At 50.2% G+C, this 23,403-nt stretch carries 23 protein-coding genes; 11 read left to right on the top strand and 12 right to left on the bottom strand.

Translation table 11 applies throughout. From position 1 onward, the window contains the following. Positions 1-9: 9 nt before the first annotated feature. From leuS to ACNA05_RS11480, 4 genes are read left to right on the top strand one after another with little or no spacing between them, the layout of a single operon-like run. Positions 10-2,697, top strand: coding sequence for a leucine--tRNA ligase (gene leuS / locus ACNA05_RS11495; RefSeq protein WP_415811637.1), 2,688 nt, complete (start codon positions 10-12; stop codon positions 2,695-2,697). A 9-nt stretch (positions 2,698-2,706) separates the two neighbouring features. Then, positions 2,707-3,243 carry an LPS assembly lipoprotein LptE gene (gene lptE / locus ACNA05_RS11490; RefSeq protein WP_415811636.1) on the top strand — a complete coding sequence of 179 codons (537 nt, stop codon included), beginning with the start codon at positions 2,707-2,709 and terminating at the stop codon, positions 3,241-3,243. A 13-nt stretch (positions 3,244-3,256) separates the two neighbouring features. Then, complete coding sequence (holA, locus tag ACNA05_RS11485; RefSeq protein ID WP_415811635.1) at positions 3,257-4,309, top strand: DNA polymerase III subunit delta; 1,053 nt, start codon at positions 3,257-3,259, stop codon at positions 4,307-4,309. 5 nt (positions 4,310-4,314) lie between these two features. After that, positions 4,315-5,202 carry a mechanosensitive ion channel family protein gene (locus tag ACNA05_RS11480; RefSeq protein ID WP_415811634.1) on the top strand — a complete coding sequence of 296 codons (888 nt, stop codon included), beginning with the start codon at positions 4,315-4,317 and terminating at the stop codon, positions 5,200-5,202. 28 nt (positions 5,203-5,230) lie between these two features. Here the strand turns inward: ACNA05_RS11480 and ACNA05_RS11475 are convergent, their stop codons facing one another. The 5 genes from ACNA05_RS11475 to mnmE form a co-directional block, all read right to left on the bottom strand. Continuing rightward, the gene (locus tag ACNA05_RS11475) at positions 5,231-6,193 is read right to left on the bottom strand and encodes a ParB/RepB/Spo0J family partition protein (RefSeq protein ID WP_415811633.1); all 963 of its coding nucleotides are present in this window, start codon (positions 6,191-6,193) and stop codon (positions 5,231-5,233) included. A gap of 34 nt (positions 6,194-6,227) precedes the next feature. Beyond that, positions 6,228-7,016 (bottom strand): ParA family protein, encoded by a 789-nt coding sequence (locus tag ACNA05_RS11470; RefSeq protein WP_415811632.1) that lies wholly within the window; start codon positions 7,014-7,016, stop codon positions 6,228-6,230. Positions 7,017-7,037: 21 nt separating this feature from the next. Then, positions 7,038-7,658 (bottom strand): 16S rRNA (guanine(527)-N(7))-methyltransferase RsmG, encoded by a 621-nt coding sequence (gene rsmG, locus ACNA05_RS11465; RefSeq protein ID WP_415811631.1) that lies wholly within the window; start codon positions 7,656-7,658, stop codon positions 7,038-7,040. Further along, complete coding sequence (gene mnmG, locus ACNA05_RS11460) at positions 7,648-9,519, bottom strand: tRNA uridine-5-carboxymethylaminomethyl(34) synthesis enzyme MnmG (RefSeq protein ID WP_415811630.1); 1,872 nt, start codon at positions 9,517-9,519, stop codon at positions 7,648-7,650. Before mnmG ends, rsmG begins: the two co-directional genes overlap by 11 nt. Before the next feature lie 105 nt (positions 9,520-9,624). Continuing rightward, complete coding sequence (gene mnmE / locus ACNA05_RS11455; protein WP_415811629.1) at positions 9,625-10,977, bottom strand: tRNA uridine-5-carboxymethylaminomethyl(34) synthesis GTPase MnmE; 1,353 nt, start codon at positions 10,975-10,977, stop codon at positions 9,625-9,627. A 63-nt stretch (positions 10,978-11,040) separates the two neighbouring features. On the opposite strand from mnmE, the gene ACNA05_RS11450 reads away from it, so the two are divergent. Continuing rightward, positions 11,041-11,958, top strand: a complete 918-nt coding sequence (locus tag ACNA05_RS11450; protein WP_415811628.1) for a glycerophosphodiester phosphodiesterase family protein — start codon at positions 11,041-11,043, stop codon at positions 11,956-11,958. A 19-nt stretch (positions 11,959-11,977) separates the two neighbouring features. On the opposite strand, the gene dnaQ is transcribed toward ACNA05_RS11450, so the two are convergent. The 5 genes from dnaQ to ACNA05_RS11425 are packed head-to-tail and all read right to left on the bottom strand — an operon-like array spanning position 11,978 to position 15,597. Then, the gene (gene dnaQ, locus ACNA05_RS11445; RefSeq protein WP_415811627.1) at positions 11,978-12,700 is read right to left on the bottom strand and encodes a DNA polymerase III subunit epsilon; all 723 of its coding nucleotides are present in this window, start codon (positions 12,698-12,700) and stop codon (positions 11,978-11,980) included. After that, positions 12,701-13,297, bottom strand: a complete 597-nt coding sequence (gene coaE / locus ACNA05_RS11440; protein WP_415811626.1) for a dephospho-CoA kinase — start codon at positions 13,295-13,297, stop codon at positions 12,701-12,703. Further along, a complete protein-coding gene (gene aroE / locus ACNA05_RS11435; RefSeq protein WP_415811625.1) occupies positions 13,294-14,163 on the bottom strand; it encodes a shikimate dehydrogenase in 870 nt (289 codons plus the stop codon). Before aroE ends, coaE begins: the two co-directional genes overlap by 4 nt. Continuing rightward, positions 14,160-14,771 (bottom strand): Maf family protein, encoded by a 612-nt coding sequence (locus tag ACNA05_RS11430; RefSeq protein WP_415811624.1) that lies wholly within the window; start codon positions 14,769-14,771, stop codon positions 14,160-14,162. The genes aroE and ACNA05_RS11430 overlap by 4 nt, the downstream gene beginning before the upstream one ends. Further along, positions 14,758-15,597 carry a pyruvate, water dikinase regulatory protein gene (locus ACNA05_RS11425; protein ID WP_415811623.1) on the bottom strand — a complete coding sequence of 280 codons (840 nt, stop codon included), beginning with the start codon at positions 15,595-15,597 and terminating at the stop codon, positions 14,758-14,760. Before ACNA05_RS11425 ends, ACNA05_RS11430 begins: the two co-directional genes overlap by 14 nt. Before the next feature lie 473 nt (positions 15,598-16,070). Between ACNA05_RS11425 and hemE the strand changes: the two genes are divergently transcribed. From hemE to rho, 3 genes are all read left to right on the top strand, one after another. Next, the gene (gene hemE, locus ACNA05_RS11420; RefSeq protein WP_415811622.1) at positions 16,071-17,105 is read left to right on the top strand and encodes a uroporphyrinogen decarboxylase; all 1,035 of its coding nucleotides are present in this window, start codon (positions 16,071-16,073) and stop codon (positions 17,103-17,105) included. Continuing rightward, a complete protein-coding gene (hemJ, locus tag ACNA05_RS11415) occupies positions 17,098-17,535 on the top strand; it encodes a protoporphyrinogen oxidase HemJ (protein WP_415811621.1) in 438 nt (145 codons plus the stop codon). Before hemE ends, hemJ begins: the two co-directional genes overlap by 8 nt. A gap of 145 nt (positions 17,536-17,680) precedes the next feature. Further along, on the top strand, positions 17,681-18,979 hold the full coding sequence (rho, locus tag ACNA05_RS11410; protein WP_415811620.1) for a transcription termination factor Rho: 1,299 nt from the start codon (positions 17,681-17,683) through the stop codon (positions 18,977-18,979). On the opposite strand, the gene ACNA05_RS11405 is transcribed toward rho, so the two are convergent. Further along, positions 18,976-19,305 (bottom strand): hypothetical protein, encoded by a 330-nt coding sequence (locus tag ACNA05_RS11405; protein WP_415811619.1) that lies wholly within the window; start codon positions 19,303-19,305, stop codon positions 18,976-18,978. The two genes, rho and ACNA05_RS11405, sit on opposite strands and share 4 nt — an antisense overlap. 184 nt (positions 19,306-19,489) lie before the next feature. Here ACNA05_RS11405 and ACNA05_RS11400 point away from each other — a divergent pair, with 184 nt between their 5' ends. Further along, a complete protein-coding gene (locus tag ACNA05_RS11400) occupies positions 19,490-20,620 on the top strand; it encodes a PQQ-dependent sugar dehydrogenase (RefSeq protein ID WP_415811618.1) in 1,131 nt (376 codons plus the stop codon). Between the two features lie 75 nt (positions 20,621-20,695). On the opposite strand, the gene secB is transcribed toward ACNA05_RS11400, so the two are convergent. Next, the gene (secB, locus tag ACNA05_RS11395; RefSeq protein ID WP_415811617.1) at positions 20,696-21,259 is read right to left on the bottom strand and encodes a protein-export chaperone SecB; all 564 of its coding nucleotides are present in this window, start codon (positions 21,257-21,259) and stop codon (positions 20,696-20,698) included. Between the two features lie 172 nt (positions 21,260-21,431). Here secB and ACNA05_RS11390 point away from each other — a divergent pair, with 172 nt between their 5' ends. Both ACNA05_RS11390 and mltA read left to right on the top strand, forming a co-directional pair. Next, entirely contained in the window at positions 21,432-22,118 is a 687-nt protein-coding gene (locus tag ACNA05_RS11390) for a Tim44/TimA family putative adaptor protein (RefSeq protein ID WP_415811616.1), read from the top strand. Positions 22,119-22,123: 5 nt separating this feature from the next. Next, positions 22,124-23,395: a murein transglycosylase A gene (gene mltA, locus ACNA05_RS11385; RefSeq protein ID WP_415811615.1), complete on the top strand. Its 1,272-nt coding sequence runs from the start codon at positions 22,124-22,126 to the stop codon at positions 23,393-23,395. Positions 23,396-23,403 lie beyond the last annotated feature (8 nt).

The following is a 23,403-nucleotide window of genomic DNA, read 5'->3' as shown; positions in this document are numbered from 1 at the left end:
AGAATATTCATGTCCGAAAAAGACACCTCCCGATATAATGCTGCCGAAGTCGAGCCACGCTGGCAAAACGTTTGGGCCGAGCGTGATGTTTACCGCGCCGAAGACGAGAGCGATAAGCCGAAATTCTACGCGCTGGAAATGTTCCCCTACCCGTCCGGCCGCATCCACATGGGCCATGTCCGCAACTACGCCATGGGCGATGTTGTCGCGCGCTATAAAAAGGCTCAAGGGTTTGAAGTGCTCCACCCTATGGGCTGGGACGCATTCGGTATGCCGGCGGAAAATGCCGCGAAAGAAAATGGCGGCCATCCGAAAGATTGGACTTACGGCAATATCGACGCCATGCGCGCGCCAATGCAACGGCTTGGCTTTGCGCTGGATTGGTCGCGTGAATTCGCGACCTGCGACGAGGCCTATTACAAACAGCAACAGGCGATTTTCCTGAAATTCTGGGATAAGGGTCTGGTCTACCGCAAGACCGCCAAAGTGAATTGGGATCCGGTCGATAATACCGTTCTGGCCAATGAACAGGTGATTGACGGCAAGGGCTGGCGCTCCGGCGCGGTTGTCGAGCAGCGCGACATGGATCAGTGGTTTTTCAAAATCACAAATTACGCCGAAGAACTTCTCGAAGGGCTCGACACGCTTGACCGTTGGCCAGAAAAAGTCCGCACCATGCAAGCCAATTGGATTGGCAAGTCCGAAGGACTGGAAATGCGGTTTGAGTTTTGTGGTTTTACGACAGCTATAGAACGAAGGAATAGTGAGCATTTAGTTGCAGATAAATCATCACCAGAAATTTTGAAAAACAACACAGAAGTTCTTCATGGGCTGTCTGAAAACTGTTTTAATGAAGCCGAACAAGGTATTGAAATTTTCACAACCAGACCTGATACTTTATATGGTGCAAGTTTCATCGCTTTGTCTCCTGATCATCCAATCACAAAAGGCCTGGCCAAAACGAATTCCGAAATTGAAGCTTTCCACAAAAAATGTGCTCAAATTGGCACAACGGAAGAAGCGATTGCAACAGCACCTAAACTTGGTTTTGATACAAAACTAAAAGTTAAGCACCCTTTCACAGGGGAACCTCTCCCTGTCTGGATCGCGAATTTCGTTCTCATGGGTTACGGCACAGGCGCGATTTTCGGCTGTCCGGCCCATGACCAGCGCGATCTTGATTTTGCGCGTAAATATGATCTCGACGTGACTCCGGTGGTTCTCCCTGAGGGCGAGAGCGCGGAGAGTTATGACGTCGAAAACGAAGCCTATACGGGCGAAGGCATATTATTTAATTCCGACTTTCTAAACGGTCTTGCCAAAGACGAAGGTATCTCTGCCGCGATTTCCAAAATTGAGGATATGGGCCTGGGTAAAGGCGTGACGAATTACCGTCTGCGGGATTGGGGCGTGAGCCGCCAGCGTTATTGGGGCTGCCCGATTCCGGTTATTCATTGCGAAGATTGCGGCGTCCTGCCCGTGCCGGAAAAAGACCTGCCTGTTGCCCTGCCCTATGATGATATCGACCTGACTATTCCGGGCAATCCGCTGGACCGCCACCCGACATTCAAACATGTCGATTGTCCGAAATGCGGAAAAGCGGCGCGGCGCGAAACGGATACGCTCGATACATTTGCCGATAGTTCCTGGTATTTTGCGCGCTTTGCCGGCGGCAATACGGACGATAGACCGTTTGATAAAAAAGCGGCGAGCGAATGGCTCCCCGTCGATCAGTATGTCGGCGGCGTGGAGCATGCCGTGCTTCACCTTCTCTATGCGCGTTTCTTTACGCGCGGCCTCCGCGATTGCGGCCTGCTCAACCTGCCAAGCGGCGAACCATTTGCAGGCCTGTTTACGCAGGGCATGGTAACCCATGCGGTTTATACAGACGAGAACGGAAATTTCGTTGTCCCAGCCGATGTCGATGAAAAAGACGGAAAATTAATTAATCTTGAAACCGGAAAGCCCGTTCATAAAGGCGATGTCATCAAGATGTCGAAGTCCAAGAAAAACGTCGTTGACCCGGATGATATTATAAAAACCTATGGCGCGGATGTGGCGCGTTGGTTTGTGCTCTCCGACTCTCCGCCCGAGCGCGATGTGGAATGGACAGAATCCGGCGTTGTCGGCGCCTGGCGTTTTTCCAAAAAGGTCTGGTCGCTTGTCGCAGGTGTTGAAAAAGGCGACCCAATGGTCGTCGCCGCGAACGCGTCGGGCGAGGCCCTTGAGCTTCGCCGATTTGCCCATAAGGCAATGGAGAAAATCACCAGCGGAATTGAAGCTTTCCGCTTTAACACCTCGGTTGCGCAAATATATGAGCTGACCAACGCTCTGTCTAAATACAAGACTAATGACGATGCAAAAATGGAAGCGCTGGGCATCCTCATCCGCTCAATCGCGCCTTTTATGCCGCATCTGGCCGAGGAATGCTGGCAAGCGCTCGGCGGAGACGAGCTCGTCTATCACGCGCCCTGGCCCAAAGTGGATGAGGACATGCTGGTCGAAGACACGATCACCCTGCCCGTTCAAGTTAATGGCAAGCGGAGATCTGAAATTAATGTTCCCGCCGATATGGCAAAAGACGACATTGAGGCGCTCGCCAGAGCCGATGAAAGCGTTGTTCGGTCAATAGAGGGACTGACTATCCGAAAAGTCATTATTGTCCCGGGCCGGATTGTGAATATAGTCGCGAATTAGGAGCCTGTTATGCGTAATTTTGCTGTTTTGACTGCTGTTTGTCTTAGCCTTAGCGCTTTGGGGCTGACCGCTTGCGGTTTCACGCCTATGCACGCCCCCCAAACTTTGTCCGTAAACGGGGCTCAACCTTTAGAGATGATCAATATTGATATGAAGCCGGGCAAAGACGTTAATGACAAGGAGGCTGGTTTTTTCGTGTTGCAACGCCTACGTGACCGTATGGGCACAAATGACGGAAAATACACCCTCACCGTCTCCCCATCTTGGCGGCGCGGACGTTTAGGTATTTCCGCCAATGATGTCGCGTCTCGTTATGACGGCACCATTTCGGCGACCTATACTCTGACAGATAACAAAACAGGAAATATCTTGGACACCGGCCGAGTTGTGGCCGTATCCACTTTCGCGGCCTCCAGTGATCCGTACGGCGTAATTGCGTCAAATGATAACGCTATTCAGTCTACGGCTGCGGAGGCTGCCGACCGTCTGATTGTTAAGCTCGCTGGATATTTTGCAAACGCTAAAGAGACGCCTGCATCTAAATGATGAAGACGGCGATATGAAACTGACTGGCACGCGCGCCGCGCGATTTCTTGAAAAGCCTCCCTCTGACATTGTCGGAGTGTTATTTTTCGGACCCGACCGCGGTTTGGTCAAATCGCGGAGTGCTGCGCTAACTCAAAAGTTCATGCCCAATGCCGACGATGCTTTTGGAACGACCATTCTCACCGCCGACGACCTCTCAAGCGACCCGGCGCGGCTCGCCGATGAAATGAGCGCGCTATCCTTGCTTGGGGATGATCGTCTGGTTCGGCTTCGCTTGGACCATGAACGAAACGGCGCGGCAATTTCCAAACTGATTAAACAATTCGATACAGAACCTGAAAAAGCGGAGGCAAAACTCATTATTGAAGCCGGGGATATGACCCCTCGCTCCGCCATTCGTAAAGCCTGTGAAGCCGCGGGTCATTTTGCTTCTATCGGCTGTTATGCCGCGAGTGCCAAAGATTTAGCTGATCAGGTGAAGTCGACACTTTCTGATCACAATATCAATATCAACCCGGACGCTCTTGAGCATTGGGTCCCCCTGCTCGAGGGTGATCACGCTCTGGCTGCAAATGAAATAGAAAAGATGGCGCTTTATAAGGGGTATGGAAAAAATCCCGACGCCGTTGTGTCACTGGCCGATATTCGCGCTGTTGCGGCGGGCGGGCAAAGCGCGTCCATTGACTCTATTGTGATGCAAACAATGAGCGGCGATGTTGAAGCCGCGGATGCCAGCTACCGCCGCGCGATGAGCGGCAAAATCAATCCGGTTTCTGTTCTCATAGGACTGCAGCGCCACTTGCTCCGGCTGATCGAGGCTTCAATGACCCTGGAAAGCGGAGAAAATATGGGACAAGCGCTCCGATCCCTTCGCCCCCCGGTGTTTTCCATGCAGGAAGATTTATTCAGGCGACACCTTTCACTTTGGCCGCTGACTATGTTACGGCGCGCCTTGATACAAAGCCAAAAGGCGGAGCGAGAGATTAAAACAGCTGCCGCCCCCACTGAGGCAATCATGGGCCGATTGATACTCGCCCTTGCCTCTTATGCCGGAAAAAGGACTTAGGACTTATGGAAGAATTTAGTCAATTGTGGACCAAGACGACGGAGCAGTTTCCGTTGCTCATCGCAGGGGTAATGACGGTTGCCGCCGCGCTCGCTATTCTTGTTATTGGGTGGTTAATCGCGAAATGGATGCGCGCTCGCGTTAATAAGATCAAATTAGGGAAACACGAAATAGATCCGACATTGCGCCCGGTTATAGCCTCAGTCGTCTTCTACGTTGTCATGGCAATGACACTTTATGCCTTTCTAATTAAACTCGGGGTTCCGCCGGCATCACTGCTGGCAGTATTTGGCGCTGCGGGCTTGGCTATTGGTCTTGCCCTTAAGGACACGCTATCCAATATCGCTGCTGGAGTCATGATGTTGATCTTGCGACCACTCGCCGTAGGTGACTTCGTTGAAACGGATGGATTTGCCGGGACAGTCACGGAACTTGGTCTTTTTGCGACAACCGTGAAGTCATTTGATGGACTTTTCATGTATGTGCCGAATTCACAGGTCTGGACGGATAAACTTGTAAATTACGGGAGACATCAAAACCGTAAGGCGATTATCAATATCGGCGTAGGTTACGACACTGACTTAGCCAAGTGCCGGGATTTGATGTTAGAGGCAATGAGTAACTTTGAAGGCGTAACAGAGGAACCGACGCCGCCTGAAGCTTATGTAATGGGCTTTGGTGATAGCGCGATTGATATGAATTTCCGCTGCTGGATGCCCGGCGACAACTGGTTCAAACGTGCGTCAGATTTACGTATTCATATGAAAGAGACGCTTGATAACGCAGATATTGAAATTCCTTTCCCTCAACGAGTCGTCACAATGACGGATTCCTCGTTGAAAGTGGATATGAAAACTCAAAAAAAAACCTCCGTAAAGAAGTCTAGCAAATGAAGGGGTTAACTTATTGATTCGGCGGGATTTATCCGCCGAGTCTTCGGATGATTTCTTCGAGTTGATCACCGCTTTTATAACTTATCTTTAAGCTTCCGCCTGGACCTTTATGGTTTAAATCCACCTGAAGGCCCAGGGCGTCTGTCATTTTTCGTTCAAGCGCTTGGGTGTCGGCGTCTTTATAATGCCTGGATTTTGGCGGTTTGCCTTCGGATTTCTTAATTCGTCGAACCCAATCTTCTGCCTCGCGAACACTAAGGTTTTTATCGGCAATTTCACCGGCCAATGCGGCCGGATCCGGAGCAGAAATAATGGCGCGGGCATGGCCTGTTGTTATCTCGCCTTTTGCCAACATTTCCTGAGCGAGGTTCGGCAGCTTTAAGAGTCGAAGCATGTTTGTCACGTGAGAGCGTGACTTTCCGACAGCTTGGGCCACTTCGTCCTGCTTACGGTAAAATTGCGAAATCAGAGCTTCATAAGCTTGCGCCTCTTCGATCGGGTTGAGGTCAGCCCGTTGTACATTCTCGATAACCCCGATTTGAAGAACCTCTTCATCATTCAAATCCCGGATTAGGACGGGCATCGCGGTTAGTCCGGCGGCTGTCGCTGCCTGCCAGCGACGTTCCCCCGCCACAATTTGGAACCTACTGTCGTTTTGCTTGGAAAGAGGGCGCACCAAAATGGGTTGTAAGACGCCTTTTGTCCTGATGGATTCAGTCAGCTCGGAGAGTTTTTCCTTATCGAAGTACCGCCTTGGCTGATCTGGGTTTCGCTCCAATTTATCAATAGAAAGAAATTGTACGCGGCGGCTATTAAGGTCGGGTGTCTCGGGCATGTCCGCTGCCGGAGAATTAGAGCTAGTTTTTGGGGGCTGTTTTTCTTCTTGTTGAGGGGTGATATCGCTCATCAAGGCAGATAGACCGCGTCCCAACCCCCTATCTGACGCTTTTCTTTTAGCCGGGGTTTTTTTATCTGATTTATCACCGCTCATGGCTTAAGCCTTTGTTTTAAATACACTTTGATAACTATTGGATTTTGGATCGACTGTGGCGAGAAAGGATTTCAGCGGCCAATTTCTTATAAGCCACCGAGCCCGCACATGTGGGATCATAGGTCAGAACCGGCTCTCCAAAGGAGGGGGCTTCAGCGATACGAACATTTCGCGGAATAAGGGTTTTGAAGACTGCGCGGCCGAGGTGTTTCCGGACGTCGTCTGCCACCTGAGAGGAGAGCCGATTTCTCTGATCGTACATTGTCAGCATGACGCCATCTATGACCAGATTTGGATTCAAATTCGCTTTTGCCATTTCGACCGTTTTCAAAAGCTGGCTTAAGCCTTCGAGAGCAAAAAACTCACATTGAAGTGGGACAATTACAGACCGGGCGGCGCAGAGAGCGTTTATCGTCAAAAGATTTAGGGAAGGGGGGCAATCAACCAGAACGTAATCATATTTTGGGCCGCCTTCGCGAACCATTTCGGCCACGGCATCCCGTAAAAGAACTGTCCTGCCGTCCTTATTACCAATTTCCATCTCGGCAGCCGACAGATCGACATGTGACGGAACAATTGACAAGCCGTCAACGGAGGTCTCTGCAATTGACTCCCGCAGAGATAGACCGTCCGTCAATACGTGGTAAATTGATTTTTCCCGGTTGTGGCGGTCGATGCCCAAACCGGTGGAAGCATTTCCCTGGGGGTCAATATCAATAAGAAGAACAGATTGACCTTTCAATGCGAGGGCTGCGGCAAGGTTTATAGATGTTGTTGTTTTTCCAACGCCGCCTTTTTGGTTCACAATCGCAATTATGCGCATTTCACTAACCTTTTCCGTCGCTTAGCGGCGATTCACATTTTTTACCTTTAAAATGCAACCGTCCTCATCTGACAGGCTTTTTACCGTCTCATAGTCAAATGTCCATTGCGCGCGAGCTAATTCCAACTCTTCATCCACAGCCGCCCCTTTTAACAATAAAAGCTGGGTCTCCGGCGAGAGGAAAGGCTGTGAGTAACCGAGCAGCCGATCGAGCGGGGCGAAAGCTCTTGCGGTGATAACGTCGGCTGAAAAATCGTCTAAATCCTCGATGCGGCCTGAATGAATGTGAGTTGGCAAATCGACCTCCCGACTTACCGTTTTCAAAAAGCTTGCTTTTTTGCCTGCCGACTCTGTTAACGTTACTCTTGCTTCCGCTCTCTCAGCTAGCGCAATAGCTACCGATAGGCCGGGAAAGCCGCCCCCGGATCCAAAATCAAGACAATTTTGGTCTGTTTCGCGTAAAAGGGGCGTAATTTGCCAGCTATCCAGCGCGTGACGCGTCCAGAACTCAGGGAGAGTGGATTTTGCGACCAGATTTATCTTGGCGTTCCACTTTACTAAAAGCCGATGCCAAGCCTTATATTTCTTCAATGTTTCATGTGAAACATTGGTTTTAGCTTGGAATTCCTCTTCAGGCTGCACGGTTTTTCTTTTTTATGTATGCTAACACCGCCATGAGAGCTCCCGGCGTAACGCCTTCTAGGTTTGATGCTTCACCAAGAGTTTCAGGCCGTTGCGACGTTAACTTCTGCCGGACTTCGTTGGAAAGCCCCCCAATTTTAGAATAGTCCAAGTCATTCGGCATCCGCAAACCGGCGTCCCGGCGAAACGCGGCAATATCTTTTGCTTGCCGCTCTAGGTAGCCTGCATAGATTGCATGAGTCTTTAAATACTGCCTCTGCTCGCCGGTCAGGTCACCAAGTTCCGGCCAAATTGGTTCTAGATCTACGATTTGAATGTCGGGATAGGCAAGAAGATCAATCACATTGCGGTTAACTCCGTCCTGATTGATAGATAAACCCTTAGCTTTAAGAGTGTTAGGGGAGGCTTCTAATCTTTCCGCTAAAGCTTTCGCGGCGGCGTAAGAGTCATGTTTCACGTGAAACATCTCTGTTCTAGTTTCCGTCACCATACCCAGCTCTATCGCGATCGGCGTTAAGCGCGTGTCTGCATTATCCGCTCGTAAAGCCAATCGATACTCTGCGCGCGAGGTAAACATACGATAAGGCTCTGTGACGCCCTTGGTTACAAGGTCATCAATCATCACGCCGATATAGGCTTGGCTCCGATCCAAGATAAGCGGCTCCCGATTCTGGGTGGCCAAAGCTGCATTTGAACCCGCGATCAATCCCTGTGCCCCCGCTTCTTCATATCCTGTGGTTCCATTAATCTGCCCAGCCAAATATAGGCCATTCAGCTTCTTAACTTCCAAGGTTCTTCGCAATTCTCTTGGGTCCACATAGTCATATTCAATGGCATAGCCGTAGCGCTCGACAATAACATTTTCTAAGCCGCGGATAGTCCGCAGGAATTTATCCTGCACTTCTTCAGGTAAAGAGGAAGAAATCCCGTTAGGATAAACCACGTCACCGTCTGGATTGCCCGGGAGCCCTTCTGGCTCCAAGAACACCTGATGGCGATCCCGATCTGCAAAACGTACAACTTTGTCCTCAATTGACGGGCAATATCGCGGCCCACGGCCGGAAATCGACCCGTTATTGACGGCGGATAAAGTAATATTGTCTTGAATGACTTTATGTGTTTCCGCGTTCGTATGTGTAATGCCACACGCGATTTGAGGCACAACAATTTTGGAGTTCAAAAAAGAAAAAGCGATCGGCTCGGCATCTGCCTCCTGCATCTCAAGTGAGTCCCAATCTATAGAACTCTTTCGCAAACGGGCAGGTGTCCCCGTTTTGAGACGGCCCATGTCCAAACCGAGGCTGTAAAGACGTTGGCTTAACCCGACAGCGGGCGCTTCGCCGACTCGTCCGGCCGGGATCCTCTGCTCGCCAATATGAATCATACCCTTCAAGAACGTACCTGTCGTCAGAACCACGCGTTGGGCGCCTAAGGTTCGTCCATTTTCCAAAACAACTCCGGCCACCCGCCCGTTCTCGACCACAAGGTCTTCCGCCGCGCCGGCCAAGAGCGTGAGATTATTAATTTCTGACAATGCTGCCTGCATCGCGTTGCGGTATAAATAACGATCAGATTGCGTACGAGGCCCTTGAACGGCCGGGCCCTTTGATCGATTTAACAACCGAAACTGAATGCCGGATTGATCTGCGACCAAACCCATAACGCCGCCAAACGCATCAATCTCGCGAACAAGGTGACCCTTGCCGAGGCCGCCAATAGCCGGATTGCAGGACATTTCACCTATCGTTTCAAGCTTATGGGTCAAAAGCAGGGTCTTCGCGCCCAAACGTGCGGAGGCACTCGCCGCCTCGCAGCCTGCGTGCCCGCCCCCGATAATAATGACGTCCCAGTTTTGGGTCATATCGCATCGCTCAATGTTTCACGTGAAACAATTAGGTTTCTAGAGTTCTAAACCGACCCAATAAGGCTTTCTCGGTAATCTGTCGAGAGGAGGGGAACAGCTTGCCTACTTGCCAACGCAGAAGCGCGAAAATATCCGATCAAAAACAGCTTCAATATCCGATTCCCCGGCAAGCTCTGACAACGCTCGCAAAGCCGCGCGCAAGTCATCCCCGGTAAGCTCCGGCGCAATTCCTAACTGGCCTTGAGCTCGTAAAATAGCTTCTTGCGCTCGCCTCACGCAATCTCCATGCCTTACCCGGGTAAGGCCTGAATCTTGACCGACAGAATAGTGCTTCCGAACAATCTCTTCCAAACGGGTATGAACCCCGCTTTCGCCATTTGGCTCCATAAGATTCCCGCGAAGGGACGTAGGCGCATTCACTAGGTCAAAATGTTCATAACCCTCTGAAATATTTAGAAATATAATATCTGTCTTGGTCATGCTTTCAACAAGGAAAGGCTCGAATTCTGTCGTTCCAGGACGGACAACATATATTGTAATTTCTGCTTCCTCCGCACGCTGACGGGCGCGGCGAACACCTTCCGCTTCAATGGCGTTGTCAGATTCTCTTAAACCCGCTGTGTCTGATAAAGTAACGGGAAGGCCCGCAATCACCATTTGCACTTCGACCACGTCACGAGTCGTCCCGGCTTCAGGCGAGGTAATCGCAATTTCACGGCGGGCAAGAGCATTTATAAGAGTTGATTTCCCGGCATTCGGCGCGCCAATAATTGCAATATCCAATCCCGATCGAATAGCTGCGCCCCGACCCATATCCTCTAGGGCTGTAGACATTTCAGATGCTAGAGCTCCGAGAGGCGCGTAAGCTCCATGTGACAAGCTATCCGGAATGTCGCCCTCATCGGGAAAGTCAATTTCGCCTTCAATTTGGGCAAGGGCATCAAGCAAACGTTCGCGCCAATCTTCGTATAAATCGCGCAGGCCGCCTCCCATCTGCCGCAAGGCTTGAACACGTTGCCCCTCGCTCTGGGCGTCAATCAAATCTGCAAGGCCTTCCGCCTCGGTTAAATCCATTTTCCCGTTTTGAACGGCGCGGCGGGTAAACTCACCTGGCTCGGCCTGACGCAAGCCCAGTGAAAGCAAAGCTGCGCTAAGCCCATTGATAACTGCCGGGCTCCCATGTGTATGAAATTCCACGCAATCTTCGCCGGTAAAACTGGCTGGCCCAGGAAACCAGAGCGTAAGCGCCTCATCAATAGGATCGCCTTGCTGTGAGTTTAGTTTCCGCAAGGCCGCATATCGAGGTCTAGGAACTGACCGACCCGTCAAATGCTTCACACTCTCCGCACTCGCAGGCCCGCTCAGGCGAAAAACCGCTACGCCGGCTCTCCCGGATGCCGAGCTGAGAGAGAATATTGTCTCGCCTAAATTATCTTTGGTCACTGGATTATCCATATTCGAGCCTATAAAGACAAAGGTGATGCGGCGCAAAGCCGTAAACTCTGCCGGATACCGTTTATGAAACCTGTTCTTACGTCCCCATTATGTCTGTCCTTAGCCTTTGGCACAGTCTTGGCCCTCACAGCCTGTAGCCAAAAGGCGTCTCAACCAAACACCGAGGTCAGCAAAGTCAATATGACAGCTGGCAATCAGATGGCTTCGATCCAAACCGCAATTGCTTGCCTCCCAGATGAAGCGGCCCTGATTGCCGCCCATAGGGGCGTATCAGAAGAATGGGATCTTCCTGAAAATAGCGCTTCTGGTCTGCAACGCCTCATTGATGAAAACTATCTCGTAGCTGAGATTGATGTTGCATCGACCAAGGATGGAACCCTCTTTTTATTCCATGACGGCGTTTGGGACGAAACCAGCACCGGAAAGGGGCCCGTCTCCGCCAGCACGAGCGAGGACCTAGATAAAATTCTGCTAAAGTCTCGACAGGGAACATTAGCCAGCGAACGACCCCTTCGCTTTGACGACGCCTTGGAGATGGCAAAGAACAAGATTTATCTGGAGATAGATTTCAAATCGAGCGCGTCGGAGTTCCAAGTCATTGAAATGATTACTGAAAAGGGAATGGGTGATCAAGTCGTCTTAATCGCTTACACCTCCGAACAAGCAGAGGAATTACAAGCTCTCGCGCCAAATATGCTTCTATCCGCCCCAGGAGAGGACAAGGGTCGAGGCCTTAAGCCTGAAAACACTCTTCTGTGGATGGGACGCGGCATCGACTCTATCTCAACCCCGACAAATACACTCGCCTATATCGGTATGGTTGGACGTAAAAGCGAAACGGCCGTGCCGGGGCCCCTACGTCAAGGAAAGTTACTCGTCACTGATTTTCCAACTGATTTTCCGCCTATTTGGGGACTAAACCAAAAAACTTCACAGGCCTATGAGGCCTGTTTATCTGGAAACAAATCAGAAGGGTCGTAAAAGGATCTGTTTCAGCTTCCTAAGCTGATTCAGAGCGTTCCCAATATTTTGCCCAAATCATGTCAGGGCCCATTTCGCCGATAAAAGCGCGGTGGGCCGCCTCTTCCTCGGCGCTCACCTCTTGGTTTATTGGTGTGGGTCTTTGACGGGCCATCTTCGTCGGAGCATTCCGGTAAGGGTCATGAATTTCTTTCGGCGCGGTGTCCAATCCAAGAGAGCGGGCGCGCCCGCCTTTAAGCTCAAGATAAACTGCCGCGAGCAACTCCGAGTCGACAATCGCGCCATGTTTGTCCCGGGCGGAAAGCGAGATATCAAACCGCTTGCAAAGCGCATCCAATGACGCCGGAGACCCGGGAAATTTCTCATTCGCCATGGCAAGGGTATCTTTGAAGCGCGAAGAGGGCAGGGGATCGAACCCGGCCCTTTCCAGCTCTGCATTGATGAACCCTTCATCAAACCGAGCATTATGCGCGATCAAGGTAGAATCCCCGATGAAATCCAAAAAATCTTGCGCCCTGTCTTTGAAAAGCGGTTTTCCTTTTAGAAATTCCGTCGTCAATCCGGTAATCTGAACAACTTTGTCAGGTACTTCCCTTTGTGGATCCAAATAGGCATGAAATTGCTCTCCGGTCGGAAGCCAGTCGATGAGTTCAACGCAGCCCAGTTCCGTAATGCGGTCATCCCCCTGTGCGTGAAACCCAGTGGTCTCCGTATCAAAGACAATTTCCCGAATAGGTGCCATTTACGCCTCTTTTGCCCTTAGTTTCTGCACCAACTCTTGCACCTGTTTGCGGGTTTCGGAAATAGACTCCCCTGTGGACAGGACATAATCAGAACGACTGCGTTTTTCTTTGTCCGACATTTGCCGCCCCAAAAGCATTTCAAATAGCTCTTCCGTCATTCCCGGTCGCGCCATGACGCGGGCTTTCTGAACTTTGTAAGGCGCCGAAACGGTCACTGTAATGTCCACCTTTTTGTCTCCACCCGTTTCAAAAAGCAGAGGAATATCAAGAACAACTATATCAGCCTCTTTCCGACGTGATTCCGCGAAAAACAACTGCCGCAACTCTTCCACCCAGGGGTGAATAAAGCTCTCCAGAACTTTCAAATTGAGCGGGTCCGCCCGCATATGATCACCTAAAACGGCACGGTCGACAGCATCGTCTTTTACTGCATCGGGGAAAACCGCCTTAATCAAAGGCACAGCTTTCCCGCCTTTGGAATATAACTGATGCACGGCTTTATCAGCGTTAAATACAGGGCAGCCTTCATCAGCAAAAAGCCCGGCCGTGGTCGTCTTCCCCATTCCAATAGAACCTGTCAGACCAAGAATTATCATCTGACGCCTGATTTTAAAGCGGCGTAAAGTGTTTCTGTCGGGTCTAAATCTTTCGGCGGAGCCTCTCCAAAGAAATGACGAAAGCTTGGTCTCGCCTGTTCAATCAACATAGACAAACCGCCAAGCGTTTCGCAGCCTCGGCGTTCAGCCTCTTTCAAAAGACCTGTTCGGCGCGGGGTATAGATCAGGTCATAGACTAACGTCCCGGGACGCGCTGTTTCCAAGTCCAAGTCTAAATCCGAATATCCGCTCATCCCAGCCGAGCTGGCATTTATGATAACCTGGCTGGACGCAACAGCCGCGTTCCTGCTTTCCCAAGGAACGGCGTAAAGGCTTGGCAGATTCACAGATTCGGCAAGGCTTTCCGCCTTACTATCGGTCCTATTAGCGATTTTTATCTCCGGGACATTCAACGACAATAAAGCTCCTATAACAGCGCGTGAGGCGCCGCCCGCCCCAATCAATAAAACAGAGCTTTGCGAAAGTTCAGAGGCAGCAATCTTGGACAAAAGAGGGGTCGCAAACCCCTCCAGATCCGTATTATGCCCTATCAGCTTTCCATCGCGTTTAAACAGACAATTTGAAACCCCCAGCTTTAGCGCATCCGGTGTGTGATCGTCCGCGGCTAAAAAAGCCTGTCGTTTTAGCGGAAGCGTGACATTCACGCCCGAAATCGAGGTATATTTCAACGACTGAAACGCCGCCACGGCGTTGTCCGGACGGACCGCGAAAGGGATATAGGCCCCGGATATTCCGGCGGCCTTTAGCCAGTAATTATGCAGCACGGGCGATAGAGAGTGGTGAATGGGCCAGCCGCACACGCCTGCGAGTTTCGGAATAGGAACGTCGGATTTACGAGAGGTCATGACGGAATAACTCCTCGCGTTCGTAGATAATCAAGCAAAGGAAGCAAGGGCAGCCCCAATATAGAAAAGAAATCACCCTCCACATTGGAAAATAGATGCGCGCCCGGCCCCTCAAAACGATACGCCCCGACAGAGCGGGTTAGGCTTTCGCCTTCCATCTCTATATATTGTTCCAGAAAGGCATCGCTGAACTCACGTACTGTTAATTTCGTCACAGAAAGATGCCGCCAAACCGCTTGTCCATTTTCGCAAACAACAACCGCGCCCATGAGTTTATGAGTCTTACCGCGCATCTCCTTCAGACGCTTTCTCGCAGCCTTTATTGTCGGTGGTTTGTCAAATAAGGTCTCGTCCATCACCATAATCTGATCTGCGCCAATAACAAACCCCGGCTCTGTTCGACTAACCCTCAGAGCTTTCGCTTCTGCCAAGGCGTCGGCAATATCGCGCAAACGAGACCCTTCAGCAAGCATCGACTCTTTGATCGCCGCCTCATCGACAGGTTTACTAATAACGTCATAAGTCAGTCCAGCGTCAGACAGTATCTGCGCCCGAATAGCGGAACCGCTGGCTAAAATAAGTCGCTGGGAGGGTTTAAAGCGTGTCATGATGCGCCTTATATAGGTTAATGATTTGCGCCGCCGTTTCTTCAATCGATTTGCGGGTGACATCAATCACCTTATAGCCTTTTTTCAGAAACATCCGTTTAGCCTGACGCATTTCGTCTCGCACGCGGTCTTGGTCAATATAGTCGGTTTGCTGGGTTTGTTTGAGGCCCATTAGGCGTTGTTGCCTGATTTGCACGATCCTATCGGGGGACGCCACCAATCCGATAATAAATGGATTTTTAAACTGATCTAAAATTATGGGTAAAGGCGCGCCGGGAACAAGCGGAATATTGCCGGCCTTATACCCGCGATTTGCCAAATATATACAGGTCGGCGTTTTAGACGTTCGACTGACCCCCAGCAATACAATATCTGCTTCACTCAGACCTTGAACATTTTGCCCGTCATCATGGGCCATGGCGTAATCGAGGGCCTCAATCCGGTTGTAATATTCTGCATCCAAATTTCGCTGCGCCCCGACTTCCGAAATAATTGAAGCACCTAGATACCGCCCCAACAACGCCAATGTAGGATCCAGCACAGAGATTGCAGGTATTCGGTGTTCTGCGCAAAAACTCTCAAGCCTTTTGCGGCGGTCTGGATTAACCACTGTATAAAGAACAACCCCCGGCTTGCTTCCGATGAGATCAAGCGCTTGTTCCATTTGGGCTTCACTGCGAACCAAGGCGTGAATATGCTCTAACGCCGTCGCATTACGAAACTGGGCAGTTGAGGCCTTCATCAACCCCACCAAGGTTTCGCCGGTCGAGTCCGACACAAGATGCACATGAAAATAAATCGATATATTGGGGTTTTTCTCCGACATAGGACACTCATAGACGCGCCAAGAAAAAACCACAACCAAGGTTAGAAGAGCGTAAATATCGACAGCTATCCACATCCAAAATAATCAAAGCGCTCAACCTGTGAATCCAGTGGGTGAGTTTGGACGTTAACGCCATTTTACCCATAGAGAATTTTGGCGCGTATTAACAATCTGAGTTCGGGGGATAAGATTTCCTTCAGATTATATCCTGTAAATTGTCCGCCAAATTTTATTACTATCTGTCGCATGGTATAAGCTAAAAATAATGTTATCCCCGTTTTTCAACTCATCCATAGACTGATATTAGGACTGTGACTTATACCACTTTATCCTGTGACGATTAAGATTGGTTACTAAAACGTTAAGACTGTCCACATATCCCGCTTTCTACAACTATCACTTCTTTTTTAAAAAAATTAAGAGGAGATTAGAGGGTCCGGATAACTATCGGGCATAACTAAAAGGCTTTCATAATGGCATCCCTTCTCGATGTGCTTAGCGGTCAAAAAACTGAAACTCCGCCTATTTGGTTCATGCGCCAAGCCGGACGACATCTCCCCGAATATTTGGAAGTGAGATCGAGCGCGAAGAACTTTATCGATTTTTGCTTTAGCCCTGAGAAAGCCGCCAAAGTCACGCTCCAGCCTGTCCAGCGCTATGATATGGACGCTGCCATTTTATTTGCTGACATTCTGCTTATCCCAATCGGGTTAGGTAGAGAGGTAAAATTCATTAAGGGAACCGGTCCTGTTCTCAATCCAATAGACGTTGACGGAATAAAAGCGCTGACGATTGACGGCGCGGCTGACCGAGTGTCTTCGGTTTTTGAAACCGTCTCTCGCGTCAAATCAGAGCTTCCTAAGGACAAAGCCCTCATCGGCTTTTCCGGCGGCCCGTGGACAGTCGCCACCTATATGATCGAAGGCAAAGGAAGTCCGAACAAAGAAATCGCCAAACGGTTTGCTTATGAAAACCCCCAAGCCATGGCGGATTTACTTGAAGCTTTGGTTGTCTCCAGCGCTGACTACCTAATCGGACAAGCCAAGGCAGGAGCGGACGTCCTTAAAATATTTGAAAGTTGGGCTGAAGGCCTGTCGCCTCACATGTTCGAACGTTTAGTTCTAAATCCGACGCGCGATATTATCTCACGCATTCGGGACGCTGGAATTGACGTTCCGATTATAGGGTTTCCACGCGGAGCCGGGCTTAATGCAATCCGCTACGCCCATGAAACCGGAATATCAGCCATCGCAACCGGCACCCAAATGCCTCTTGATGATTTCCGTTGCGCCATTCCGGAGAATATGCCGGTTCAAGGCAATTTGGATCCACTCGCTCTAAGAATTGGCGGAGATGTCTTACGTAAAGCTGTTGACCGCGTTTTGGAGGACGGGAAAAACGGCCCTCATATTTTCAATTTAGGCCACGGCGTGACCCCTGATGTAAAAATTGATAACGTGCAGGCAGTGGTCAATCATATCCGCGGTAAGGAAGCGAATTATGTATAGTCTGTATCTTTGGCTAAAAGCGTTTCATCTCTGCGCCGTCATTTTCTGGATGGCCGGCATGCTCTACCTGCCTCGTCTATTTGTTTATCATTCAACGGCCAAGGTCGGCGGCGAACTGGAGACCAAGATGGAAGAGGCGGAAGCCAAGCTGCTACGCATAATCATGAACCCGGCGATGATTATCGCTTTTATTCTGGGAATTGCCATAGTTGCCATAAACGGACCCGCTTACGCGGGTACCGGCTGGCTATATGTGAAGATTTTATTGGCTTTGGGTTTGATCGGCTATCATGGTTTTCTTGCGAAAACCCGAAAAGGTTTTTTAAATGGCGGACGTCCGCGTTCGGAAAAGTTCTTTCGCCGAATCAATGAAATCCCGGCCATCGTTACAATTTTGATTGTCATATTAGTGATCGTGAAGCCGTTTTGAGGCGTTAAAAATCTGAAAATAATTTGAATTGACATTATTAAATCAGAGTCTATTTTTAACTCATCGCCATTCGTGCGTATTCTTTTCGAACATATCCCGCTGAGACGGCCTGAAGAGACAACTCCCCACTGCTAAAGAAATAAATATGACAGAACCCCATAAAATAGAGCTGGAGGGTATGACCTCCATCAGTCTTGATGACCTCAAGAAATTTAAACCCGCCGAGCTGATCAAATTCGCCGAAGAAGTCGGTATTGAAAACGCCGCATCTATGCGTAAGCAAGATATTTTCTTCGCTGTTTTGAAGGATCTGGCCGAAGACGATATTAAAATCAACGGTAGCGGCGTGCTGGAAGTCCTTCAGGACGGATTTGGATTTCTTCGCTCGCCTGAGGCGAATTACCTCGCCGGGCCGGATGATATTTATGTCAGCCCAAACCAAATCCGTAAAATGGGTCTTCGTACTGGGGACACAGTTTCCGGCGAAATTCGTAGCCCTCAGGATAATGAACGGTATTTCGCTCTAACCCGCGTGACGTCCATGAATTTTGGCTCTCCTGAGCAAGCGCGTAATAAAGTCCACTTTGATAATTTGACGCCGCTCTATCCTGACCAGCGTTTCCAGTTGGAAATAGAAGATCCAACTCTAAAAGATAATTCAGGCCGCGTGATCGATATTGTTTCCCCTATTGGTAAAGGTCAGCGCGCCCTAATCGTCGCGCCTCCCCGGACGGGTAAAACAGTTCTCTTACAGAACATTGCGCATTCTATCGAACGCAATCACCCGGAATGCTATGTCCTTGTCTTGCTCATTGACGAACGCCCTGAAGAGGTGACGGACATGCAGCGCTCTGTAAAGGGCGAAGTGGTCTCCTCCACATTTGACGAACCGGCTACGCGCCACGTCCAGGTCGCTGAAATGGTCATTCAAAAAGCCAAACGCCTGACCGAACACGGCAAAGACGTTGTCATCCTTCTCGACTCCATTACCCGCCTTGGCCGCGCCTATAACACGGTTGTGCCAAGTTCCGGTAAAGTCCTCACAGGCGGTGTGGATGCCAACGCCTTGCAACGCCCAAAACGTTTCTTCGGCGCCGCGCGGAATATCGAAGAAGGTGGCTCTCTGACGATTATCGCCACCGCATTGATTGATACCGGCTCTCGTATGGACGAGGTAATCTTTGAAGAATTTAAAGGGACAGGTAACTCGGAAATCGTGCTTGACCGCAAAGTTGCAGATAAGCGCATCTTCCCGGCGATTGATGTAACGAAATCCGGCACGCGTAAGGAAGAGCTTCTTATCGGCCCGGCAGAATTACAGAAAACTTATGTCTTGCGCCGTATCTTGAACCCGATGGGCACAATGGACGCGATTGAGTTCCTCCTGTCAAAACTCAAAGACAGCAAGACCAATTCAGACTTCTTTGAAAGTATGAATACTTAATTCAATTTGGGCGGTTTGGGGCGCGTGAGTAACGCAAAAACCAGGCCGCCTAATATTCCCGCGAGAATTTGTAAGAAAATTCCTGTTCCGTCGCGAGCGCCCGCAACGAGCTGCATTCCGAAAAAGACATTTTTCATCGCCCAGAGCATGACGCCCATAGAAACAGCTCCGGCCACACTAAAAACTATAAAACGGTAAGATGCCCGGCTTCGAAGCTCTAAGATTAACAGCAGAATCGAGCCCACGCCAAAAGCAATCAGCAACCCTAAGCCTACAAAACCTAAATATAGAATTTTGGCGAAGTAAAAGAGATCGTATAGGACCATCGATAAGGTTTTTCCAAAACTGACCGATCCACCGATGTTTTCTAATAAGGCTATAACTCTGAGGCTGGAAAAACAGACCCCAGAAACGCTGTTAGGACGGCGGCAACTAACCAGGCGAGAATCCATTTTGTAATTGCTCTAAGCATGGTTACAGTCGTGCTAAACAAAAGTCAGGTCGTCAAGCATGAAACATAAAGCCCCGCTATTCTCTTTACTGGTCACTCTAGGTTTATCTGCTTGTATGGAGCCTCAGCCCGCACCGGAATTGGCGGAAAAGCCCTCCACCGATTTTAACGTTGAGACTATTGCCGATGGGTTTGCCTCGCCTTGGGGAGTCGAAGTGATCTCCGAGAACGATTACCTGATTACGGAAAAACCGGGCCGGCTCATCCGGCTGATTAAGGGGGTAAGGGCTGTTGTGCAGGGATTGCCTGACGATATCCTGGCCGAAGGTCAGGGGGGTCTTCTGGACGTACGACTGGCACCGGATTATGCTGAGACGAGAGAATTATATATTTCGTACGCTTATGGAACGATGGAGGCGAACGGAACGGCGCTCTATCGGGCTGTTTTAGACGGGAATGAGCTTAAAGACGCCACGACAATTTTTCGTGCCAGTCCGCCTAAGTCCGGCTCTCAACATTTTGGCTCAAGAATAGCGTTTTTACCCGATGATACGCTTATCCTGACATTGGGCGATGGCTTTGGCTTTCGCGAGGACGCTCAAAAACCGGATACTCATTTGGGTAAAATTGTCAGGCTGACACGGGACGGCGGCGTGCCGCAGGACAATCCCTTTTTAGGACAGGACGGTTACAAGCCCCAAATATATTCCATGGGGCACAGAAATGTTCAGGGACTCGCCTATGACGCCGAAACCAATACGCTTTGGGAGCATGAACACGGCCCTCGCGGAGGAGACGAACTCAACGTAATTACAGGCGGCGAAAATTACGGCTGGCCACTCGTGACGAAAGGTGTCGACTATAACGGCGCGCGAATTACGCCTTTTGAGGAAAAAGACGAATTTATTAGTCCTGTTCACTCTTGGGTCCCGTCTATCGCGCCTAGCGGGTTAGTCATTTATCGCGGCGATATGTTTCCGGATTGGGACGGGGACGCTCTGATCGGAGGCTTAGCGTCACGCGATCTCCGAAGGGTGGACCTGGAAAAGGGTAAGTCCGTGGGTGAAACGGATTTATTAAGTGATTTGGATGCACGAATTCGCGACGTACGGCTTGCCAAGGATGGCTCCATCCTAATTTTGACTGATGACGCTGAAAACGGACAACTTCTAAGATTGAGCGCAAAGTAGTATTCGAAACAAACACTAATCACTCAACAAAAAACCCGCCTCAAAGGGCGGGTTTAAAACTCTTTTGTATTTACTCTAGTTCTTCGGTTCATCTGCGGCGCGGCGCATCATTTCCTCACGGAACATGGCGGCAAAATCCGGCGGCTCAAGCATGATGGGCGGGAAGCCGCCATTTTGTGTCATCTCGGCCATAATCTGGCGTGCAAACGGGAAGAGAAGGCGCGGACATTCGATTAAAATCATTGGTTGAATTTGTTCAACATTGACGCCTTGGAAAGCAAAAAGACCGGCATATTCAAGCTCGGCGATAAAAGCGACGTCTTCGCCGCGGCGCGCTTCAGCGCGAAGCATCAAAGTGACTTCGACGCTATCATCATTCATCATCTGGCGCCCAATTTCGATATTTATATTAATACCGGGGGCTTCCAATCCGGAGCGAAGGCTTTCCGGGGCGTGTGGATTTTCAAAACTTTGATCTTTAGTATATTGCGCGAGCACACTCAGCATCGGGCCAGAAGCGGTCTCGCCATTTGCCTGAGCTTCGGCGGCCTGGCCGGCCTCCGGCGTTGGTGCAGGAGAGGCTTCGCCGTCAATAGACAGGCTATCTTCTTCCTTGGTTTTCTTGGGTTTTTTGGCCATATAAATTCCCTGTCGGGCTCCCTTTGGCGGGTTGACGAAACGGCCCGCCTGCTATCATGGCGCGCCAAGAGCCGCAATTCTTTATTGCGACGACTGTTCAGAGACCCTATCTGGTAAGTGAAGCGCCCCGTTTCAACAGGGCCATATAAATTTAGCCACAAAAGACGCTCTTATGTACGAAGTTATTCTTTACGCCGCCATCGCGACAGTCGTTTGTGTCATGTTTTATAGTGTTTTAGGCAAAACTGTTGGCAAAGGCCCGGAAGACGCGATTAACCCTCGGTCAATGATGGAGGATGAAAAATCAAAATCTGCAGTCGAGCCCATATCGAAAGAATTAGAAAAAAAGGGCCTTGGCGCTATTTCATCCCGCGACCCCGAATTCTCTCCCAGTCATTTTATTGATGGCGCGAAACAGGCCTATTCGATGATTTTGGAAGCTTTTGCGGCGGGCGATCACGACACACTCGGTAATCTTCTGACAAAAGACACGCTAGCCGTTTATAATGAGGCCATTAAAGAGCGTGAAAAGTCAGGGTATACTCAGGTCACAGATTTGGGCCGCCTAAAGAAAACATCTATCGAGTCTGCCGAGCTGGACGGAGCGATAGCCAGCATTTCTGTTTTGTATGAATCAGATTTGACCTCTGCGCTTTTGGACGAAGAAGGCAATGTCGTTCAAGGCGATCCTGATGTTCTCTCCTCTATCGCGGAAATCTGGATATTTGAGAGAAACCTTAAACAGTCAGACCCAACATGGCGTTTGGCCGACGTGGCCCCGTCAGAAGGTGATGATTTGGAAGCAGATCCGTCCCCAGATACTAAAGATTCCGACCCGAAATCCTCTAACGACGAATAAGAAAAATGCACAAACTTTCTCTTGGGGCTCTCTTTTTTGTTCTGGTGACTGCAACAGGCCTTTCTGGCTGTGTGACTACGGCTGGGGACGATAATAATCCTTGGTCGGAAACTCCCTATATGGAAGGCGAAGAAACAGAAGACTCCTTCGAAGCTGCCCCGTTGCCGGTTCCGCCAAGCGCGCCTGAAATTCCCGCGCCCCGCTTCCCTCAGCCCGACCCTCCGGAAGAGGTTATCGTCAATGCGCCGCTTTGGTATGATAAGCTTCGTGATTGGGCAGACGCAGACACCCGACCCGCCCTCACCTCTTTTCGCCGGTCTTGCAAAAGTTGGGTCAAGGCAGACCCTGATGCGGCCTTGAATAAAAACCTTCCGGATTATGGAACCTATAGAGACTGGCTTCCGGCGTGTGCGAAAGCTAAATTTGCTAGCCAGACAAAGGAAGGCGCGAGAGCTTTTTTTGAAAATGAATTTGCGCTTCTATCTCTCAAGACTCTGACAGATGACTCCGGGACTTTGACCGGCTATTATGAGCCTGAAATTGAAGTCCGGCTGACACCTGACCAAACGTTCCGCGAACCTATATTGGCGAAACCGACAAATCCGGCTGTGTTGAGAAAACCTCGATCTCAAATCAATGCGAAGTCGTCACGGGTCATCGCCTATGGCCGGCCGATTGATGTGTTCTTTATGCAAATTCAGGGCTCAGGCCGATTGAAATATGAGGATGGCAGAAGCCTGCGGGCCGCTTATGCCGCCAATAATGGAAAACCCTATACGTCCATCGGGCGCGTTCTGGTAGAGCGAGGCGAGATGAAGCTTTCACAGGCCTCAAAACAATCAATCGAGTCGTGGATGGAGAGAAACGGCCCAGCCAAAACCCGCGCTCTGATGAATGAAAACCCGCGCTATATTTTCTTCGCTGAACAGTCTGTGGCAGTTGACGAGTTAGGCGTCGAGGAAGGCCCGCGCGGGGCAATGGAAGTGCCGCTCACCGAAATGGGCTCTATCGCCGTCGACCCCCGTTATCATCCTTACGGAACCTTGGTGTGGCTTGAGACGAAACTGCCGCAAGAGGGCGGTGACTACAGAGGAAAAGACACTGGGCTTTTAGTCTCGGCGCAAGATACAGGCAAAGCCATTCGAGGCGCCCTAAGGGGGGATCTCTTTTTTGGAGCCGGAGATGAAGCCGGAGAGCGCGCTGGCGTTATGAAACATGATGTGCGCTGGAGAGTGCTTGTGCCAAAATCCATTGCGAAGTCCCAACCCGTTAGCTGATGGGTGTG

The sequence above is a fragment of the Litorimonas haliclonae genome (assembly GCF_965138505.1).
Classification (GTDB): domain Bacteria; phylum Pseudomonadota; class Alphaproteobacteria; order Caulobacterales; family Maricaulaceae; genus Litorimonas; species Litorimonas haliclonae.
Note: the sequence above shows the minus strand (reverse complement) of the source record. Positions and strands in the feature narration are given on the sequence as shown.

Coding starts and splice junctions, on each gene's coding strand:
- leuS (WP_415811637.1), top strand. CDS start 10: ATGTCCGAAAAAGACACCTCCCGATATAATGCTGCCGAAGTCGAGCCA.
- lptE (WP_415811636.1), top strand. CDS start 2,707: ATGCGTAATTTTGCTGTTTTGACTGCTGTTTGTCTTAGCCTTAGCGCT.
- holA (WP_415811635.1), top strand. CDS start 3,257: ATGAAACTGACTGGCACGCGCGCCGCGCGATTTCTTGAAAAGCCTCCC.
- ACNA05_RS11480 (WP_415811634.1), top strand. CDS start 4,315: ATGGAAGAATTTAGTCAATTGTGGACCAAGACGACGGAGCAGTTTCCG.
- ACNA05_RS11475 (WP_415811633.1), bottom strand. CDS start 6,193: ATGAGCGGTGATAAATCAGATAAAAAAACCCCGGCTAAAAGAAAAGCG.
- ACNA05_RS11470 (WP_415811632.1), bottom strand. CDS start 7,016: ATGCGCATAATTGCGATTGTGAACCAAAAAGGCGGCGTTGGAAAAACA.
- mnmG (WP_415811630.1), bottom strand. CDS start 9,519: ATGACCCAAAACTGGGACGTCATTATTATCGGGGGCGGGCACGCAGGC.
- mnmE (WP_415811629.1), bottom strand. CDS start 10,977: ATGGATAATCCAGTGACCAAAGATAATTTAGGCGAGACAATATTCTCT.
- ACNA05_RS11450 (WP_415811628.1), top strand. CDS start 11,041: ATGAAACCTGTTCTTACGTCCCCATTATGTCTGTCCTTAGCCTTTGGC.
- dnaQ (WP_415811627.1), bottom strand. CDS start 12,700: ATGGCACCTATTCGGGAAATTGTCTTTGATACGGAGACCACTGGGTTT.
- coaE (WP_415811626.1), bottom strand. CDS start 13,297: ATGATAATTCTTGGTCTGACAGGTTCTATTGGAATGGGGAAGACGACC.
- aroE (WP_415811625.1), bottom strand. CDS start 14,163: ATGACCTCTCGTAAATCCGACGTTCCTATTCCGAAACTCGCAGGCGTG.
- ACNA05_RS11430 (WP_415811624.1), bottom strand. CDS start 14,771: ATGACACGCTTTAAACCCTCCCAGCGACTTATTTTAGCCAGCGGTTCC.
- ACNA05_RS11425 (WP_415811623.1), bottom strand. CDS start 15,597: ATGTCGGAGAAAAACCCCAATATATCGATTTATTTTCATGTGCATCTT.
- hemE (WP_415811622.1), top strand. CDS start 16,071: ATGGCATCCCTTCTCGATGTGCTTAGCGGTCAAAAAACTGAAACTCCG.
- hemJ (WP_415811621.1), top strand. CDS start 17,098: ATGTATAGTCTGTATCTTTGGCTAAAAGCGTTTCATCTCTGCGCCGTC.
- rho (WP_415811620.1), top strand. CDS start 17,681: ATGACAGAACCCCATAAAATAGAGCTGGAGGGTATGACCTCCATCAGT.
- ACNA05_RS11405 (WP_415811619.1), bottom strand. CDS start 19,305: ATGGTCCTATACGATCTCTTTTACTTCGCCAAAATTCTATATTTAGGT.
- ACNA05_RS11400 (WP_415811618.1), top strand. CDS start 19,490: ATGAAACATAAAGCCCCGCTATTCTCTTTACTGGTCACTCTAGGTTTA.
- secB (WP_415811617.1), bottom strand. CDS start 21,259: ATGGCCAAAAAACCCAAGAAAACCAAGGAAGAAGATAGCCTGTCTATT.
- ACNA05_RS11390 (WP_415811616.1), top strand. CDS start 21,432: ATGTACGAAGTTATTCTTTACGCCGCCATCGCGACAGTCGTTTGTGTC.
- mltA (WP_415811615.1), top strand. CDS start 22,124: ATGCACAAACTTTCTCTTGGGGCTCTCTTTTTTGTTCTGGTGACTGCA.